This window comes from Curvibacter lanceolatus ATCC 14669 (assembly GCF_000381265.1).
In the GTDB taxonomy this organism is placed as follows: domain Bacteria; phylum Pseudomonadota; class Gammaproteobacteria; order Burkholderiales; family Burkholderiaceae_C; genus Curvibacter; species Curvibacter lanceolatus.
In genome coordinates this window covers 1-15,538 of the sequence record NZ_KB906256.1, presented here as the reverse complement: position 1 = coordinate 15,538, position 15,538 = coordinate 1, and the positions used below count along the sequence as shown (strand labels likewise).

Here is a 15,538-nt window from a genome sequence, read left to right as displayed (position 1 = left end):
GGCAAATCAGAGGACTGGTTTTTAAAAATTCATTCACCGTAACACGTTGTCCGGCCCACCTCCACGAGAGGTAGGCAAAACGAAAGGAATAACCATGTTTAAGGCTCACAACCTCCTCATTACCTACTCTCTGGCTGCTGACCCCATCCATCCCGGCCGTAGTGAAAAGGGTGTCACCGAGTCCCCGTTGCACCAAGTACTGAGCAACAGCCGTGCCGAAGCAGTCGCGCAGCGCAATGCGGCCAAGCAGAGTCTCGGCCCGACCTGCGATGCGCTGGACTATCCTGCACCCGAGGGTGATGGCCTGAGTCATGATCTAGGCGAGCGCGAGACGCTGCGCACTATGAAGGGCGGACAGATCCGCACGAGCGAAGGCTTCTGAAACGGTGGCCTCTACGCTGACTTCTCCGCTCGAAGAATGTGTCCAAATGTTTAGCCGTTTCGTCATCGTCATAATGCTGATGCTGTTCCCGGTCCAGTGGTCCGCGGCACAGGCGCATGAGGTCGGCGATGACGTGGGCGCGATTTCCGCCATCACCGTCGGCATCGCGGGAGTCAGTCAGCATCTCATCCACACGAACGAACCTGGCGGCATCTGCCAGTTCCATGAGCTCTCACAGCCTGCTGCGATGTTCGTAGCATGCGACGCGGCCGACTGGCCGATCGTCACAGGCAAAACGTGGACGATTTCTGATTATGTAACTCCGCAGGGCTCTCGCTCTCCCAGCGAAATAGAAAGGCCCAAATGGGGTTTTCGCCAATATCTGGCGGCGATCTCCTGATGCTGGTTAATAACCAGTAAATCATCCGGACTTGCCGAATTTTTCATTTATTTCGGAGTTCCCAGTGGCATTTCTTCGTCCCTCATTTCGTGAGGCGGCGCCGCGCGTTGTGTTCGCGTTGCTCTTCACTGCCTGCGCTGCGCAGGCGCAAGTAGCCCCCCCCCCCGGTATCGACAGCAACAACGCTGACGGTTCCTTCAACCGCCAACGGCATCACCATGGTCGAGGCTGTCCGGCGTGCATTGGCAGCGAACCCAGACCTCGCCGCAGTCCGTCGAGAATGGGACGCTACAGCCGGTAGCCTCACGCAGGCAGGTTTGCGACCGAACCCAGAGGGGTCATTCCTGCAGGAAGACTTCAAGAACGGTCGTCGTACTTCGACCCTGCAGGTGACGGTACCCATCGAGCGCGGTGGAAAGCGTGAGGCACGCATAGCAGTGGCCAGCAGGGTACGGGACCAGGCAGCGCTTGACATCGAGCAAAAACGCGCAGACGTTCGAGCCGCAGTGATCAGCGCCTACTATGAGGGGCTCTTGTCGCAGGAGCGCCTCAAGCTTGCGCAAGAGTCGCTGGCCCTGTCATCTGGCAGCGCCAATGCTGCAGGCAAGCGCGTCCAGGCCGGCAAAGTGTCTCCGGTCGAGGAGACTCGCGCTCGGGTAGCACAGGCAGCAGCACAAGCCGAGCTTGCCCGGGCGGAGAGCGATGTGCGCGCGGCTCGCAAGCAACTTTCGTCACTATGGGGCGAAACGAACACGACCTATGGGGAGGTACTCGGCAATCTAGTGATGCCGGCCGCAGACCTGCCCGACGAGTTTGTCTTCGCGCACATGCAAAATTCCCCTTTGTTACGAAGGGCCCGAGTCGAAGTCCAACGGGCTACGGCCGCCGTTAACTTGGAGAAAGCACGCGGTGTGGTCGATGTCGGGATCACTGCAGGAGCAAAACGGGACCAAACCGCAGGCGTCACCATGGCAGTTGTCGGCATCACTGTCCCGATTCCCATCTTCGACCGCAATCAGGGAAATATCGCCGAGGCTATCAGCCGAGAATACAAGGCCCAAGATGAACTTGCTGCGACAGAAGTCAGACTGTCAACACAGGTCAACCAGGCTCGTGAGCAATTGCGCGCCGCGCGCACCGAAGCGTTGACCCTTCAACGCGACGCCGTTCCTGGCGCTCGCAGCGCCTATGAAGCCGCATCCCAGGGATTTACCTTGGGCAAGTTCAGCTACCTTGAAACGCTTGACGCCCAGCGGACCCTGGTCGGGACCCAGGCGCAGTATCTGCGCGCGCTCTCCGACACCTACCAGGCTGCAGCGGAACTGGAACGTCTTCTCAGCATTTCCGATGAAACGTCGGCCTTGCTCAAACCCCAATAACTCGGACCTTCTGAATCATGAAGAGCAGCAACAACGTACCGACCGGCTCCTCGCCAAAGCAGTGGGTCGTCATCGCAGTCATCGTCGTCCTGGCCGCTGTGGCTGGGGTGGCAATCATGCGTAGTGGGAAATCCGGCCAAGACGTCGACCCCGCCAAGGTGGCCAAAGCGCAACGCGATAGTCATGCTCACGACGAGCATGATGCCGACGCCAAGACTGCAGGAAAGGACGGCGGAGACCACAAAGATGCAGACGGGCACGTGGAAAGTTCGGCCGAACACGAGGATGAGCATGGTCACGACGTCAAGTCGAAAGCGGCTAAGTCCGAAGCAGAGAAGTCGGCTGCTGTGGCGGACAACTCAAGCACAGCCGGCGAGAAGCAGGCTGCTGCGCCCAGGAAGGAGGCAGAGCACAACGAGAAGGTCGAATTTAGCAAAGAGCAGATTGCAACGTCCGGTATCGAGATCGAAACTGCGGGCCCCGCTGAAGTCGCCGGAAGCGTGCAACTGCCCGGTGAGATCCGTTTCAACGAAGACCGCACGGCCCACGTCGTGCCCCGTGTCGCCGGTGTCGTCGAGAGCGTCTCAGTGAACCTCGGCCAGCAAGTGCGTAAGGGGCAGGTCCTGGCCGTGCTTGCCAGCGTAGGCGTTTCCGAGCAACGCAGCGAACTATTGGCCGCGCAAAAGCGGCTTGCACTGGCAAAGGTAACGGCAGACCGTGAGCGCCGTCTTTTCGAAGACAAGATCTCTGCCCAGCAGGACTTTTTGCAGGCAGAACAAGCGCAACGCGAGGCCGAAATCGCAGTGTCGAATGCATCTCAGAAGCTCCAGGCCATCGGCGCCACAGGCGGCTCTGGCACGCTGGCGCGGTATGAGTTGCGCGCACCGTTCGACGGCATGGTCGTTGAGAAGCACCTCTCTCTTGGCGAGTCCGTGCGCGAGGACGCGCAAGTCTTTACCATCTCCGACCTGTCGTCGGTATGGGCTCAAATAAACGTAAACGCCGCCAACCTCAACCTAGTCCGCGTGGGCGAAGTCACCACGATTCGCGCAAGCGGATTCGAGCAATCTGCGACGGGCAAGATCTCTTACGTCGGCTCGCTGCTGGGTGAGCAAACCCGTACAGCAGTTGCCCGGGTGACGTTGCCCAATCCCAATCTCGCCTGGCGCCCGGGCCTGTTCGTCACCGTTGAGTTGGTCTCGGGTAAGTCCAATGCACCAGTGACAGTTTCTGCAGAGGCCATTCAGACCATCGAAGAAAGGCCTTCTGTTTTCGTACAGGTCAATGGGGGCTTCGAGGCACGTGCTGTGCGTATCGGTCGCTCCGATGGCAAGCGCGTTGAAATTGTGTCGGGCCTGGAAGCTGGCACCACCTTGGCTGGCAAGAACAGCTATGTGGTCAAGGCGCAAAAGGGCAAGGGTTCCGCAGGCCACGAGCACTGATCGCAAATCATGTTTGAACGCATCATCAATTTCTCCATCGCGCAGCGATGGTTCGTCATGCTGGGCGTCCTGGGGCTAATCGGCCTGGGAATCTTCAATTACCAACGGCTACCTATCGATGCGGTCCCGGACATCACCAACGTCCAGGTCCAAATTAACACCTCGGCGCCGGGTTATTCGCCGCTGGAGGCAGAGCAACGTGTCACCTACCCGATCGAAGTGGTCATGGCGGGCCTTCCCGGCCTAAAGCAGACACGGTCTCTGTCACGCTACGGTCTGTCGCAAGTCACCGTCATCTTCGAAGACGGCACCGATGTCTATTTCGCACGCCAACTGGTGAACGAACGGATTCAGTCCGCAAGGGATCAGTTGCCGATAGGAGTGAGTCCGGCCATCGGTCCGATCTCCACTGGTTTGGGCGAAATCTACCTTTGGACTGTTGAGGCCGAAGATGACGCTCGAAAGCCAAATGGCGAGGCCTACACACCCACAGATCTGCGCGAGATTCAGGACTGGATCATCAAACCCCAGTTGCGCAACGTGAAGGGTGTCACCGAAATCAACAGCATCGGCGGCTATTCGAAGGAGTACCAGATCGCGCCGAGCCCGGAAAAGATGTCTGCTTATGGTCTGACCATGACCGATATCGTGACGGCGCTCGACCGCAACAACGCCAACGTCGGTGCGGGATATATCGAGCGAAAGGGCGAGCAGTACCTGATCCGCGCGCCAGGCCAGGTCAAGAACATGGATGACCTTCGCAATGTGATCCTTGGCAACTATGCAGGCGTGCCCATCCGCGTGAGCGACGTTGCGGAAGTCATGGTCGGCAAGGAACTGCGTACGGGTGCCGCGACCGACAATGGGCGCGAGGTGGTGCTCGGCACGGTCTTCATGCTGATCGGGGAGAACAGCCGAGTCGTGTCACAGGCGGTGGACGCGAAGATGGTAGAGATCAATCGCTCTCTGCCCAAGGGCGTGAAGGCGGTCACCGTCTACGACCGAACCGTTCTGGTCGACAAGGCCATCGCAACCGTCAAAAAGAACCTGCTGGAAGGCGCGATCCTGGTGATCGTTGTGTTGTTCCTGTTCCTTGGAAACATCCGTGCGGCCCTGATTACCGCAACGGTGATTCCGCTGGCGATGTTGTTCACCTTTACGGGCATGGTGAGCCAGAAGGTCAGCGCCAATCTGATGAGCCTTGGCGCTCTGGACTTCGGCATCATTGTCGACGGCGCAGTGGTTATCGTGGAAAACTGTGTCCGAAGATTGGCGCACGCCCAAGCTGCATCGGGTCGAAATCTAACGTTCAAAGAGCGCTTTAAAGAGGTGTTTGCCGCTTCTCAGGAGGCACGACGTCCGCTTATCTTCGGTCAGCTCATCATCATGGTGGTGTACCTGCCCATCTTCGCCCTGACCGGCGTCGAGGCGAAGATGTTCCACCCGATGGCCTTCACCGTCGTGATCGCACTGCTCGGCGCAATGCTGCTGTCTGTGACGTTCGTTCCCGCGGCCGTGGCGCTCTTCATCGGCAAGCACGTGGCGGAGAAAGAAAACCGTCTCATGCACTGGGTCCGGTTGCGCTATGAACCTCTGCTCGACAGGGTGATGGCGGCTCGGACCATCGTGGTGACGCTGGCTGTAGTGGCCGTGGTGCTGTCGGGACTCCTCGCCACTCGCCTTGGCACTGAGTTCGCACCTAACTTGAGCGAAGGTGACATCGCGATCCAGGCGATTCGCATTCCCGGCACCAGTCTCACACAGTCGCTCGAGATGCAGAGCAAGCTGGAGACCATGCTCAAGCAGAAATTCCCTGAAATCAAACGCGTATTCGCTCGAACGGGTACCGCGGAGATCGCTTCTGATCCGATGCCGCCCAACATCTCGGACGGCTACATCATGCTGAATCCGGTGGATCAGTGGCCAGAGCCGAGGAAGACCCCTGCGGAACTGCTTGATGCAATCCAAGAAGAGGCGGAAAAGATGGCTGGCAACAGCTACGAGTTCTCTCAGCCCATCCAGCTGCGCTTCAACGAACTGATCTCCGGGGTTCGGAGCGACGTTGCCGTCAAGATCTTCGGCGACGACATGGACCAACTCAACAAGTCCGCCGCTGAGGCATTGACGATTCTGCAGGGGCTGGAAGGATCTTCCGAAGCGAAGGTTGAGCAGACTACCGGGTTGCCCATGCTCACGGTGAACATCGACCGTGCCAAGACGGCTCGCTATGGTCTGAATGTTGCCGATGTCCAGGACACCATTGGGACGGCCATTGGTGGCCGTGATTCAGGGATCATGTTCGAAGGGGATCGCCGCTTCGGCATCGTGGTGCGTCTGCCCGAGGTGACGCGCCAGGATCTCGACGCCATCAAGCGCCTGCCTGTCGCTTTGCCCAAGGGTGCGAACGCCAACGCCGTGACCTTCATTCCCTTGAGTGAAGTCGCCAACTTTGACTTGGCGCCAGGCCCCAATCAGGTCAGCCGTGAGGATGGCAAACGCCGTATCGTGATCAGTGCGAACGTAAGAGGCCGTGACCTGGGCTCTTTCGTCGCAGAGGCACAAGAGAAGATGCAGCAGGTCACCCTGCCCGCCGGATACTGGATGGCATGGGGCGGCCAGTTTGAGAACCTTCAATCGGCCACCAAGCGTCTGGAGATCGTGATCCCGGTGTCGCTGGGAATGGTCTTTGTGTTGCTGTTCGCCATGTTCGGCAATGTCAAGGATGGTCTGCTGGTGTTCACCGGCATCCCTTTCGCGCTCACCGGTGGGGTAGTCTCTTTGTGGCTTCGCGATATCCCGTTGTCCATCTCCGCAGGCGTCGGCTTCATCGCGCTGAGTGGCGTGGCGGTCTTGAACGGCCTGGTGATGCTGTCCTTCATCCGCCACCTGCGTGAGGAAGGAATGCCCCTCGACAAGGCCGTTCATGAAGGTGCGGTGCAGCGTCTGCGTCCTGTGCTGATGACCGCCATGGTCGCCTCTCTGGGCTTCATCCCGATGGCACTCGCAACGGGTACTGGCTCCGAGGTCCAGCGGCCTTTGGCCACGGTGGTGATCGGCGGCATTTTGTCGTCCACCGCGCTGACTTTGCTTGTACTGCCGCTGCTCTACAGCTGGGCTCACCATAAAGACAAGCCCGACGAGATGGTCAAAGAACACGACACGGATCCCCAACCGCCTGTCGTTCACTCAACCTAAGGAATCCCCATGTCTGCTGGTCACGATCACACCGGCGGCGCCAACGAAAAAGCGCTCAAGCGAGCGCTTTTTCTGACCTCCACTTTCCGGGTGGTAGTGGTCGTTGGAGCCATAGTTGTTGCCGCCGGCCGAGAAATGACGCGTCCGACGGTCATTTCTGACTTGGGTTATCCCTACCCATTCTTGGATCGACTAGAGCGCCCCCCGCGCTGCTGATCTGCCGGACCAGACTCGCTAGATGGCGACTGGTTTGGCGCCGACTTTCCTCCTTCCTTCGTTCACGGCATAAACGCCGAGACAAGGAATAGTCTCGCGCCCACTATCTCCGGCCGGGCCAGCGTGACCCGCCCGCCAATCGCACAGATCAAGAGGGGCGATTGCAGGTGGCTTCAGTCACCTGAACTCTGGCGAACTGCCCAAGCAATGACTGGGTGCGGCAAACCTGCCCACATGCAGTGGCGACCTCAAAGCTGGCAGGCTGGCAGCTCGTCAAGGCATGAAGACCGATCAGCAAAATCAAACGTCATCGATTCATGAACAACGAAACAAACAGACAAGGCAGACGTCGTGCGGGCCATCTGACCAACGCCGTCTCAACAAATGCGTGGTGGGCATGGAGTGCCCCCGCATTTCTCGCACTGGGGTTGACCGGAGTCAGTATCCTGTTAGACGGTGGCGGTCCGGTGCGGACGGCTTACTGGTCAATTCAGCACGACGCCTTTCTGATGCTCAATCAGGTGTTCTCATACTTGCCTTTTGGGTTTTGGGCCATGGTCACCTTGCTGGGTGATGCCTCCATCTTGATGCTTGCATTGGCGGTGTTCGTGCTCACCAAGCCTCAGGTTTGGTTTGCAATCCTGGCGTCCATTCCGACGGGGGCATTGTTTTCTGTGGTCGGTAAACATTGGGCTAGCGTTCCCAGGCCAGCGTCGGTCATTGAGCCGTCGCTGTTCAATGTGATTGGCCCTCTGCTGCAGCATTACAGCCTTCCCTCCGGTCACAGCGTAACCGCTTTTGCCGTGGCAGCAGCGTTGCTTGCGACGCTGGCACCCACCCCGAGATCGCAGCGAGATTGGACCTTGGTGGGCTGTGTCCTTGGCTTTGCCTGTCTCATTGCCATGTCGCGTGTGGCCGTCGGAGCGCATTGGCCGTTGGATTTACTCACTGGCGCTGCAGGCGGATGGTTGTCGGGGCTCATTGGGGCTGCACTGGCACGACGAAGCACTTGGTGGTCCTGGGTGTTTGCAGGTCGTGGACGATTCGCCCTCACGGCTGTGCTTCTGGTTTGGTCGTCTCTGCTGTGGCTTCGCCCCACTGAATTCATTGGCACGCATGTGGTTCTGGCTGCGACAACCCTGTGCGGTCTCGTAACCTGCCTGGGACTCTGGTCGCACCGAAGCGATCAGCCAGTGATCCCTCATCTGTCCAGGTCCAGTTGAAGATCCGCTCCGCAACTGTTTCGTCAATTTCAATGTTCTGTCCATGCGCAAGCTGAAGAATGTGTTCGCCTATCACCGAAGGTTCATGCCAAGACAAGCCGGCGCAATGCGGGCTTGGTTTCAGGGGGGGCCGTCGATTTCTGGGCTGAAGCTGGTAGGCGCCGCATCGTTCATGAATGCCGCGATCTATCACGCCCCATTGCTCTCCTTTGCTAGCGAGCGTCTGTCTGGGGGACTGCTGGACAATCTCGTTGTCCTGAGCACCCTCTTCATGCTGGTATCGGTGATGACCACGATAGGCCTGACATTGATAGGCCTCGTGTCGTCTCGTTTGCTCAAGCCCGTTTGCATGCTTGCGGCTTGCCTGAATGCTTTGGCCCTGTATTTCATCAAGACCTACGGCGTCTTGCTGGACAAAAGCATGATAGGAAACGTCCTCAATACGCACTATCAGGAAGCGAGTGCGTTGTGGCATCCCACGCTTTTTCTGTACCTCCTCGCTTTTGGAGGTGGGCCTTGCTTGGTGCTGGCCTGGGTACGCATCCGGCCTTCCCGGCGACTGCGATTGGCAGGTTTTGCGGTTGTGACCACGGTCGCGGGTGCCATCTGGCTGTATGCAACGGCAGGTTCATGGCTCTGGATCGACAAGCATGCCAAATCGCTGGGTGGCCTCATCCTGCCATGGTCGTACACCATCAACCTCGCTCGATACCAAGCTTCGCAATGGGCGACCGAGCGTAAGGCGTCCCCACTTCCTGATGCCAGCTTCTTGAACGAGGACAAGACGGTGGTCGTTTTGGTGATTGGAGAGTCGTCCCGGGCTCGCAATTACGCCCTCTATGGCTACGAGCGCCCGACCAACCCTAGCTTGTCCGCCATGGGCGCGATCCCGCTGGCCAATGCCCAGAGTTGTGCTACCTACACCACGGAGGCCTTGCTTTGCATCTTGTCCCATGACGATCCTAGCCTGCGCCTAGCTGGCTCTGTTGAACTGCTGCCGAGCTATCTGGATCGACATGGTGTTGATGTGATGTGGAGAACCAATAATTGGGGGGAACCGCCGCTGCACATCAGATCGTATGAGCGGGCCTCTGACTTGACTCAACAATGCAATGGCCCAGCGTGCTCTCACGATGGCCTGCTGCTCACCAACCTCACTCAGCGCATTGCAAGCTCAGAAGCGAAAAAGATTCTGGTCGTTTTGCATTTGGGAGGAAGTCACGGGCCTTCTTACGCCTCGAAATATCCACCCACCTTCGAAGTATTTAAACCAGTCTGCCAATCGGTAGAGTTGCGAGAGTGCTCCAAAGAGTCGCTGATCAACGCCTACGACAACTCGATTCTTTTCACGGACTATGTCGTTGGCAACGCCATCGCTGTCCTCAAAGAAATGCCGTCGATTTCATCGACCCTGCTATATGTGTCCGATCACGGCGAGTCACTTGGGGAACACGGCTTGTACTTGCACGGCACTCCGATGGCGCTGGCCCCCGACGTACAGAAAGATGTGCCATTCGTGGCTTGGATGTCTCCCGCTTTCCAGCGCCTGCATCAACTGGATGAACACCGCCTACGTGAACGCTCTCGCCACAGCCAATCCAACGTGTTTCACAGCGTCATGGGTGCGCTCGGAATGCGCAGCGCTATTTACGCACCTGACTTGAACATCTTCTCAGCCCAGGTGATACCAAGATCATCGCCATGACTCTGGCCAAATGAGACTCATGGAGTACGAAAATCGCTGGTTGGCGACGCTCACTACTACATAACGAATATCGCAGAACGAATTAGAGTGAACATCGCCATAGCCGCAACGACATCGCAAATGTGTGCCCACTTGAAAATGGGGAATATTTGTTTCATCGCCGCTGGCTTCTTGGAGTTTTGAATTTTCAGACAGTTTTCTGGCAGCCTACCAATTTGTAATCTCTGCGTCGGACGGATGCAGGCTTGGTTCATTAAAGTTCTTACCAGGGTGTTCGGTTGGAGGCCTCCAAACGCAGGCCGCCGAATATCCATAAGGAGCAATGTATGAATCGCAATACTTTTTCTGCTTTCGCCCTCAGCCTGACATTGGCAGCCGGTGCTGCCTCGGCCAGCACAGCGACGTTGCCGAACGGCCAGTCGGTCTACGGAACAGCCGGCCAAGGGATGCAGGCGACGAAAGTCGTGGACGTGAACACTGCAAAGACAGTAAATGTGTACTGCGGAGACGTGGTGCAATTCACCAACGGCAAGCAATCGTTCACCTGGAAATTCGATGTCGCCACCCATCGGAGTGTGAATCTGCAGGCCGTCGCTCCCGCAGGCTTCACCGACAAGAAACTGATAGTTTATGTCGCCAACAACGACTCGGAAATCAACTGAAGCTGGACGAGAGCATGCCGAGTTCGACTAGATTGTCGAACTAGGCATGCGCCGCTCGACAGAAAGAGATTGACCTAGGGCGACTCTGCGAAACCCCTGGCTCCCGATTCAAATTTGGGCTTGAACTTTGTGCAAGATTTTGCACATTAACCAGATCACGCTTGGTCTTGACCCACAGCCCAAGAGGACATGTGCAGAAGGTGCTGGATCAATACAGCGAGAAGTACACGGCCTGTATAGGCAGCTCGAACTGCCTGTCCATTTGAATCGGCACCACTCAGCCCTTTAGGCTATTGATCATATTGCCGGTCTCAATATATTCTTCCATGGCCCACTGGAGAGCGATCTGGGTTCTCACGGAATTTTCGGAATATGCAGCTCGTTCGAGGTCCATATCGACGCTGCTCCCGTCCATTGCGGGCTGCAATTGAGTCCGATAATCCAAATCGACTGTGGATCGAAGGGGCGTAGCGATGTGCTCTGCATTCGTCTGCTGCATAGGCATGACGAAACGGGTAGCATTAGCAAGCGCTTCGGAAAACCTGAAGTCGCGCGCTTTATAGCCGGGCGTATCTGCATTGGCGATATTGCTCGCCAACACGGTCATCCTCTGAGAGCGCAAGGCCAGCGCTGCATCCTCAAATCTGATTTCATCACCCATTGCTCGCCTTTTGATGTCGTGGTGAGAGCCAAGATAAGCGCTATGAAAAATCGGCCAACAAAGACCTGAAGAGGTAGCGCTCTCCCTGCGCCGCGAGGAATGTCTCGAAAGACCAGTCTAGATGTTTTCATCGAAACAGGTCTTTATTTTAGACCTCTGACGCAGAGATGAATTCTAGTTTATTGCGCAGAGTATGGGGATTACAAATAAGTAATTCCGCCGTAAGATCTCATGGGAATTTGTGTGGTATCTGAGCAGTCAGGTATGGTGGCTAGCTACGTCGACCAATGTAAAATTGGTCGCGCTGTTGAGTTTTTTAAACGCCCCGAGAATATGGGGCAAATATCTCGCCGCCGTGATAATAAGCGGAGATCTGCAAAAAGCGGCTGCGTTGCGAGCAAAGATTGCGCTGAGCAGTTGATTTCCACGCAGCAGTGACCCACTAATCCCAGGAGGGAGTTCGGACGAAAACTTGGGCTACCAAGAGGTAGTTCATGTATTCCTATGAAGACAGAATCCGAGCAGTTGCACTCTTCATCAAGCTGGCTATTCGAGTCAGGCCGCCATCAAGCAGTTGGGGTACCCCAACCAAGAACTCATTGAAAGGTTGGTATCGGAAGTATCAGCAGCGCCAGGACTTGCCTAAGTGTGGCTTATATGGACACCGCCCGGATTACAAGCGACGTGGATGCCCCCCGTGTCAGAATACCTGTCGTCTCCATAGATTCAGAATGGGGGCGCAGATGAGAGAACAATTTGGCTCGATACTGACAAGAATTCAAAGACCGAGCGGTAGCGCGCATGCTGCCACCGGAGAGCGCGCCACCGGAAGTGGTGTCGCGTGAGATAGGTGTGAGCGTGAGCACGCTGGAGAAGTGGCGCTCGCAGTGCCTGGGCAAGCCCGCTCAAGACAAGGTATGGACGGCCGCAGCGAGGCTGTAGGCCGTGATCGTCACAGCGGCGATGGACGAGGTCTCTTGCAACGCCTGGTGCCGAGAGAACGGTCTGTACGCGCATCAGCTGCAGCAGTGGAAGGACAGCGCCACCCAATCGCTGGCGGCGCCCGAAGAGACGCGGGCGAGCCCGTCGCAAACCCAGGCGGATCGCCGCCGCATCAAAGAGCTCGAGCGCGAGCTGCGGCGCAAGGAATCGGCTTTGGCGGAGGCAGCGGCACTGCTGGTACTTTAAAAAATGCGGCGGCGATCTTTCAAAGAATCGCGCAGGATCAGGACGAATGATCGGCCTGGAAGATCGCCAAGAACATGCCTGCAACATCGAAGCCGCCTGCCAGGCTGGCGCGCGGCTGACGGAGGCTTGCAAGGTCGTCGGCATTGCTGCGCGAACGCTGCAGTGCTGGAAGGCGCAGGACGGCCTCGTATCGGGCGATGGCAGGCCGGATGCGGTGCGGCCCGTCCCTGCGCACGCCCTCACCCCCGAGGAGCGCGAGCAGATCATGAGCGTGGCCAACGAGCCGCGCTTCGCTGACCTGCCGCCAGCGCGCATCGTGCCCATGCTGGCCGACGAAGGCCAGTACATCGCCAGCGAGTCCAGCTTCCAGCGCGTGCTGCGTGCACAGGGGCAAACGCGTCACCGCGGGCGCGCCAAAGCGCCACGCCAGAGCCGGCCACCCAGCACGCACGTGGCCACAGCGGAGCGGCAGTTGTGGAGTTGGGATATGACATATCTGCCTGCCCAGGTGGCGGGTCGCTGGTTCTACCTGTACCTGATCCTGGACGTATTCAGCCGCAAGATTGTGGGCTTCGAAGTTCACGACAGTGACGATGCCGACCATGCGGCGCGGCTGGTCCAAAGAACCGCGCTGGCGGAAGGCATCCACGCGGTGCCGCGCGAGGACAGGTCCGTGCTGCACGGGGACAACGGCGCCACGCTCAAGGCGACGACGGTGCTGGCAATGCTGCACTGGCTGGGCGTGAAGCCGTCGTACTCTAGGCCTCGTGTGAGCGACGACAACGCCTTCGTGGAGAGTCTGTTCAGGACAGCGAAATATCGACCTGAGTTCCCGACAAAGGGCTTCGCGGATCTGAAGGCGGCGCGTGAATGGGCGCATCGCTTCGTGCACTGGTACAACCACGAGCATCGTCACAGCGGTATCCGGTACGTGAGTCCGGCACAGCGCCATGCCGGCGAAGACGCCACGATCCTCAAAGCGCTTCACGAACTCTACGTCAAGGCAAGAGAACGCAATCCCGCTCGCTGGGCACGTGATACGCGCAACTGGTCGCCGATCGGCGCCGTGACCCTGAATCCGGAGCGAAAGGCTATTGTTCAAGCGCATGCAGGAGGACAACGAAAACAGCAAATAGCTGCTTAGTTCAGGCGACAGGTAACTTGACGCGCGCCGTTCGCTTCCCGCTGACCTGATGGCGGGTAAACGAGGCCCTAGGCCAAGCGAATGCTCATTGCAAACAAAAAAAAGAGCTGCTCCCAACCGGGGGGCAGCTCTTTATGCCGTGGTGCGATCCGTACCCAGGCCTACTTCACGACCTTGCCGTTCTCGAAGAGCTGACCGCCTAGGTATCGAAAGACCTTCGTGCTCAACCTGGCCGGTGGTTGCTTCGAGGCGGGTTCGAACGGTCCGGAGAAATCAGGCATTGCCACATTGACGCCACCTTTGTCGTCCAGCGTCGGATAGATGATGTCCGTGCAAGTCCCAAACTCTGGACTGACTCGAATTCCTGATGCCGAAATCGTCAGGAACAGGAACATCGCAGGGCATGCGCTTCCTCCATTGTTCTGCACCAAAACCACGTCTTGCTTGCCCATCTCGTAGTTGGCCACGATGCTCAGACCGTTGTTGCCTTCGATGGCCGGAACGATCGGCTTGCCTTTGAACAACAGCTGGTTGTCATCGGATCGAACGCTGATCACACCGAAGCGGGTCTTGACTGCCTTCTCATAGCCAAACGTCACAGTCTCCATCCCCGCGTCCCTGGCCGCAGTGATTTCGTACCAACCCGAGGGCGAGTCCTTGAACTTCAGGGCGGAGGTGTCATTCATCAACCTGGCACTGCCTTTAGGCACCTTGCAGAACAGGCCTGGAGCGCATTTTTGAAGAATGGTGCGGCCTGTAGGAGATTGCGTCTTGAAGGCATAGCCGATCAAGTCACCCGACTCGCCGCCGGTCGTGAACAGCGCCGAGTACATGGGCCCGACCTCCAGAACCCCTTCAATGCCTTGTGTCTGTGCGTGCCCCAAGGCAGTGCAGCCTGCAAATGCCAGCGCTGTGATCCAATGTTTGCGAGTCATGGTTTCTTCCCTGAGATGTCCGATGTGGCCCAGGCGTTCGCCTGAGTCCATCAAAGTCCGTTCTTGCGCACGCAGGCCAGTGTGGCGTTTGCCACATCCTCAAAGATCTCTGGCGGAGGCGCTTTGCGTTTGTCCTCGATGGCCATCATCTCTTCGATGGGATGCTTCTCCAGCGTCTTGTCGATGGCGCACTTGCAGTTCTCCTCCGACACGTCGTTGGACATGCAGGCCTTGATCATGTGCTTTCGAGTACGTGAGGCCTGGTCGGAGCAACCCATGGCCAATGTCAGGGCAGCGATGCCCGCCAGCGAGCCGGCCGCTCGCAGCAGCGTGTTGTTCATGCTCATGAGAAATGTTCAGTGAAGCCAGGCACGTGAGTGCCTAGGCGATGAGTATTCAGAGGTGGAGCGCCACCTACTCCTTCTTGGCCACCGTCGCGAGCCAATACACCACCAAGAGCCCAATACCCCAGACAAAGCCCAGGGCCCAGAAATAGGCCACAACCGAAAGAACAGTCAGGATGAGTCTGGCAAGCCAAGCCATGGAGGAGGGCGCTCGTGGCGATCAGCTGTAGACCACCAGGGCAATGAAAGCCACCAGTACCAGCGCACCGATGACCTTCCCAAGGCCTGGGAACATCACTGCAGGCCATACCACCCCTTGGCCCAGATTGAAGGCGAAACCGCGGTTGGAGGTGTCGCCGAAGAAGGTGCTGTAGACCGCAAACAGCAAACCGATTGCGAAATAGCCGAGCAAAAGCTTGTGCTTCAACTTCATGAGTCAAAGATCTCCCTAAACGTGCCGATGAACGAATCCGAGGCATGGCGAAGCTGGGCGCCGGCCGGATGTCATGCGGAGATTGCGGCTAGATATGAGAAGCAAACTCCGTAGATGCAAATGTATCAGAATCGGATGCTTGGGATGTGTCTGCAAAGCCATCAGGTCCCACCCGTTTGCCCGATCCCGACAACCTCCGTGAGGTGTTCGCGTATTGGGTGCGCCTGCT

General features: G+C 57.8%; 14 protein-coding genes. 10 read left to right on the top strand and 4 right to left on the bottom strand.

The genetic code is table 11. The features are described 5' to 3' along the window. The first annotated feature begins 94 nt into the window (after positions 1 to 94). From F624_RS0108885 to F624_RS34025, 8 genes are all read left to right on the top strand, one after another. Positions 95 to 382, top strand: a complete 288-nt coding sequence (locus F624_RS0108885; protein ID WP_031254548.1) for a hypothetical protein — start codon at positions 95 to 97, stop codon at positions 380 to 382. 46 nt (positions 383 to 428) lie between these two features. After that, on the top strand, positions 429 to 782 hold the full coding sequence (locus F624_RS0108880; RefSeq protein WP_019573941.1) for a hypothetical protein: 354 nt from the start codon (positions 429 to 431) through the stop codon (positions 780 to 782). A 218-nt stretch (positions 783 to 1,000) separates the two neighbouring features. Further along, positions 1,001 to 2,161, top strand: a complete 1,161-nt coding sequence (locus F624_RS0108875; RefSeq protein ID WP_019573940.1) for a TolC family protein — start codon at positions 1,001 to 1,003, stop codon at positions 2,159 to 2,161. Between the two features lie 17 nt (positions 2,162 to 2,178). After that, positions 2,179 to 3,603 (top strand): efflux RND transporter periplasmic adaptor subunit, encoded by a 1,425-nt coding sequence (locus tag F624_RS0108870; protein WP_019573939.1) that lies wholly within the window; start codon positions 2,179 to 2,181, stop codon positions 3,601 to 3,603. Positions 3,604 to 3,612: 9 nt separating this feature from the next. Continuing rightward, positions 3,613 to 6,798, top strand: coding sequence for a CusA/CzcA family heavy metal efflux RND transporter (locus F624_RS0108865; protein WP_019573938.1), 3,186 nt, complete (start codon positions 3,613 to 3,615; stop codon positions 6,796 to 6,798). Between the two features lie 533 nt (positions 6,799 to 7,331). Next, complete coding sequence (locus F624_RS34030) at positions 7,332 to 8,237, top strand: phosphatase PAP2 family protein (protein ID WP_084679461.1); 906 nt, start codon at positions 7,332 to 7,334, stop codon at positions 8,235 to 8,237. Between the two features lie 43 nt (positions 8,238 to 8,280). Then, complete coding sequence (eptA, locus tag F624_RS0108855) at positions 8,281 to 9,942, top strand: phosphoethanolamine--lipid A transferase EptA (protein WP_019573936.1); 1,662 nt, start codon at positions 8,281 to 8,283, stop codon at positions 9,940 to 9,942. Between the two features lie 326 nt (positions 9,943 to 10,268). Then, positions 10,269 to 10,604 carry a CzcE family metal-binding protein gene (locus F624_RS34025; RefSeq protein WP_084679460.1) on the top strand — a complete coding sequence of 112 codons (336 nt, stop codon included), beginning with the start codon at positions 10,269 to 10,271 and terminating at the stop codon, positions 10,602 to 10,604. A 277-nt stretch (positions 10,605 to 10,881) separates the two neighbouring features. Here F624_RS34025 and flgB read toward each other — a convergent pair whose 3' ends face one another. Next, a complete protein-coding gene (gene flgB / locus F624_RS0108840; protein ID WP_019573933.1) occupies positions 10,882 to 11,265 on the bottom strand; it encodes a flagellar basal body rod protein FlgB in 384 nt (127 codons plus the stop codon). Positions 11,266 to 12,210: 945 nt separating this feature from the next. Between flgB and F624_RS35720 the strand changes: the two genes are divergently transcribed. Continuing rightward, positions 12,211 to 12,453 (top strand): hypothetical protein, encoded by a 243-nt coding sequence (locus F624_RS35720; RefSeq protein ID WP_245573593.1) that lies wholly within the window; start codon positions 12,211 to 12,213, stop codon positions 12,451 to 12,453. Then, the gene (locus F624_RS0108825; protein ID WP_245573605.1) at positions 12,368 to 13,597 is read left to right on the top strand and encodes an IS3 family transposase; all 1,230 of its coding nucleotides are present in this window, start codon (positions 12,368 to 12,370) and stop codon (positions 13,595 to 13,597) included. Before F624_RS35720 ends, F624_RS0108825 begins: the two co-directional genes overlap by 86 nt. Positions 13,598 to 13,758: 161 nt before the next feature. On the opposite strand, the gene F624_RS0108820 is transcribed toward F624_RS0108825, so the two are convergent. The 3 genes from F624_RS0108820 to F624_RS0108805 all read right to left on the bottom strand — a co-directional run bounded on the left by F624_RS0108820 (position 13,759) and on the right by F624_RS0108805 (position 15,309). Next, positions 13,759 to 14,583 (bottom strand): hypothetical protein, encoded by an 825-nt coding sequence (locus F624_RS0108820; RefSeq protein ID WP_245573592.1) that lies wholly within the window; start codon positions 14,581 to 14,583, stop codon positions 13,759 to 13,761. Continuing rightward, positions 14,583 to 14,879 (bottom strand): hypothetical protein, encoded by a 297-nt coding sequence (locus tag F624_RS0108815; RefSeq protein ID WP_019573929.1) that lies wholly within the window; start codon positions 14,877 to 14,879, stop codon positions 14,583 to 14,585. The genes F624_RS0108820 and F624_RS0108815 overlap by 1 nt, the downstream gene beginning before the upstream one ends. 217 nt (positions 14,880 to 15,096) lie before the next feature. Next, positions 15,097 to 15,309 carry a hypothetical protein gene (locus F624_RS0108805; protein WP_019573927.1) on the bottom strand — a complete coding sequence of 71 codons (213 nt, stop codon included), beginning with the start codon at positions 15,307 to 15,309 and terminating at the stop codon, positions 15,097 to 15,099. Between the last annotated feature and the right edge of the window lie 229 nt (positions 15,310 to 15,538).

Excerpts from the sequence above, each read along its gene's own strand:
- F624_RS0108870 (WP_019573939.1), top strand. The coding sequence starts at position 2,179 with ATGAAGAGCAGCAACAACGTACCGACCGGCTCCTCGCCAAAGCAGTGG.
- F624_RS0108880 (WP_019573941.1), top strand. The coding sequence starts at position 429 with ATGTTTAGCCGTTTCGTCATCGTCATAATGCTGATGCTGTTCCCGGTC.
- F624_RS0108885 (WP_031254548.1), top strand. The coding sequence starts at position 95 with ATGTTTAAGGCTCACAACCTCCTCATTACCTACTCTCTGGCTGCTGAC.
- eptA (WP_019573936.1), top strand. The coding sequence starts at position 8,281 with ATGCGCAAGCTGAAGAATGTGTTCGCCTATCACCGAAGGTTCATGCCA.
- F624_RS0108875 (WP_019573940.1), top strand. The coding sequence starts at position 1,001 with ATGGTCGAGGCTGTCCGGCGTGCATTGGCAGCGAACCCAGACCTCGCC.
- F624_RS34025 (WP_084679460.1), top strand. The coding sequence starts at position 10,269 with ATGAATCGCAATACTTTTTCTGCTTTCGCCCTCAGCCTGACATTGGCA.
- flgB (WP_019573933.1), bottom strand. The coding sequence starts at position 11,265 with ATGGGTGATGAAATCAGATTTGAGGATGCAGCGCTGGCCTTGCGCTCT.
- F624_RS34030 (WP_084679461.1), top strand. The coding sequence starts at position 7,332 with ATGAACAACGAAACAAACAGACAAGGCAGACGTCGTGCGGGCCATCTG.
- F624_RS0108805 (WP_019573927.1), bottom strand. The coding sequence starts at position 15,309 with ATGAAGTTGAAGCACAAGCTTTTGCTCGGCTATTTCGCAATCGGTTTG.
- F624_RS0108820 (WP_245573592.1), bottom strand. The coding sequence starts at position 14,583 with ATGGACTCAGGCGAACGCCTGGGCCACATCGGACATCTCAGGGAAGAA.
- F624_RS0108815 (WP_019573929.1), bottom strand. The coding sequence starts at position 14,879 with ATGAGCATGAACAACACGCTGCTGCGAGCGGCCGGCTCGCTGGCGGGC.
- F624_RS0108865 (WP_019573938.1), top strand. The coding sequence starts at position 3,613 with ATGTTTGAACGCATCATCAATTTCTCCATCGCGCAGCGATGGTTCGTC.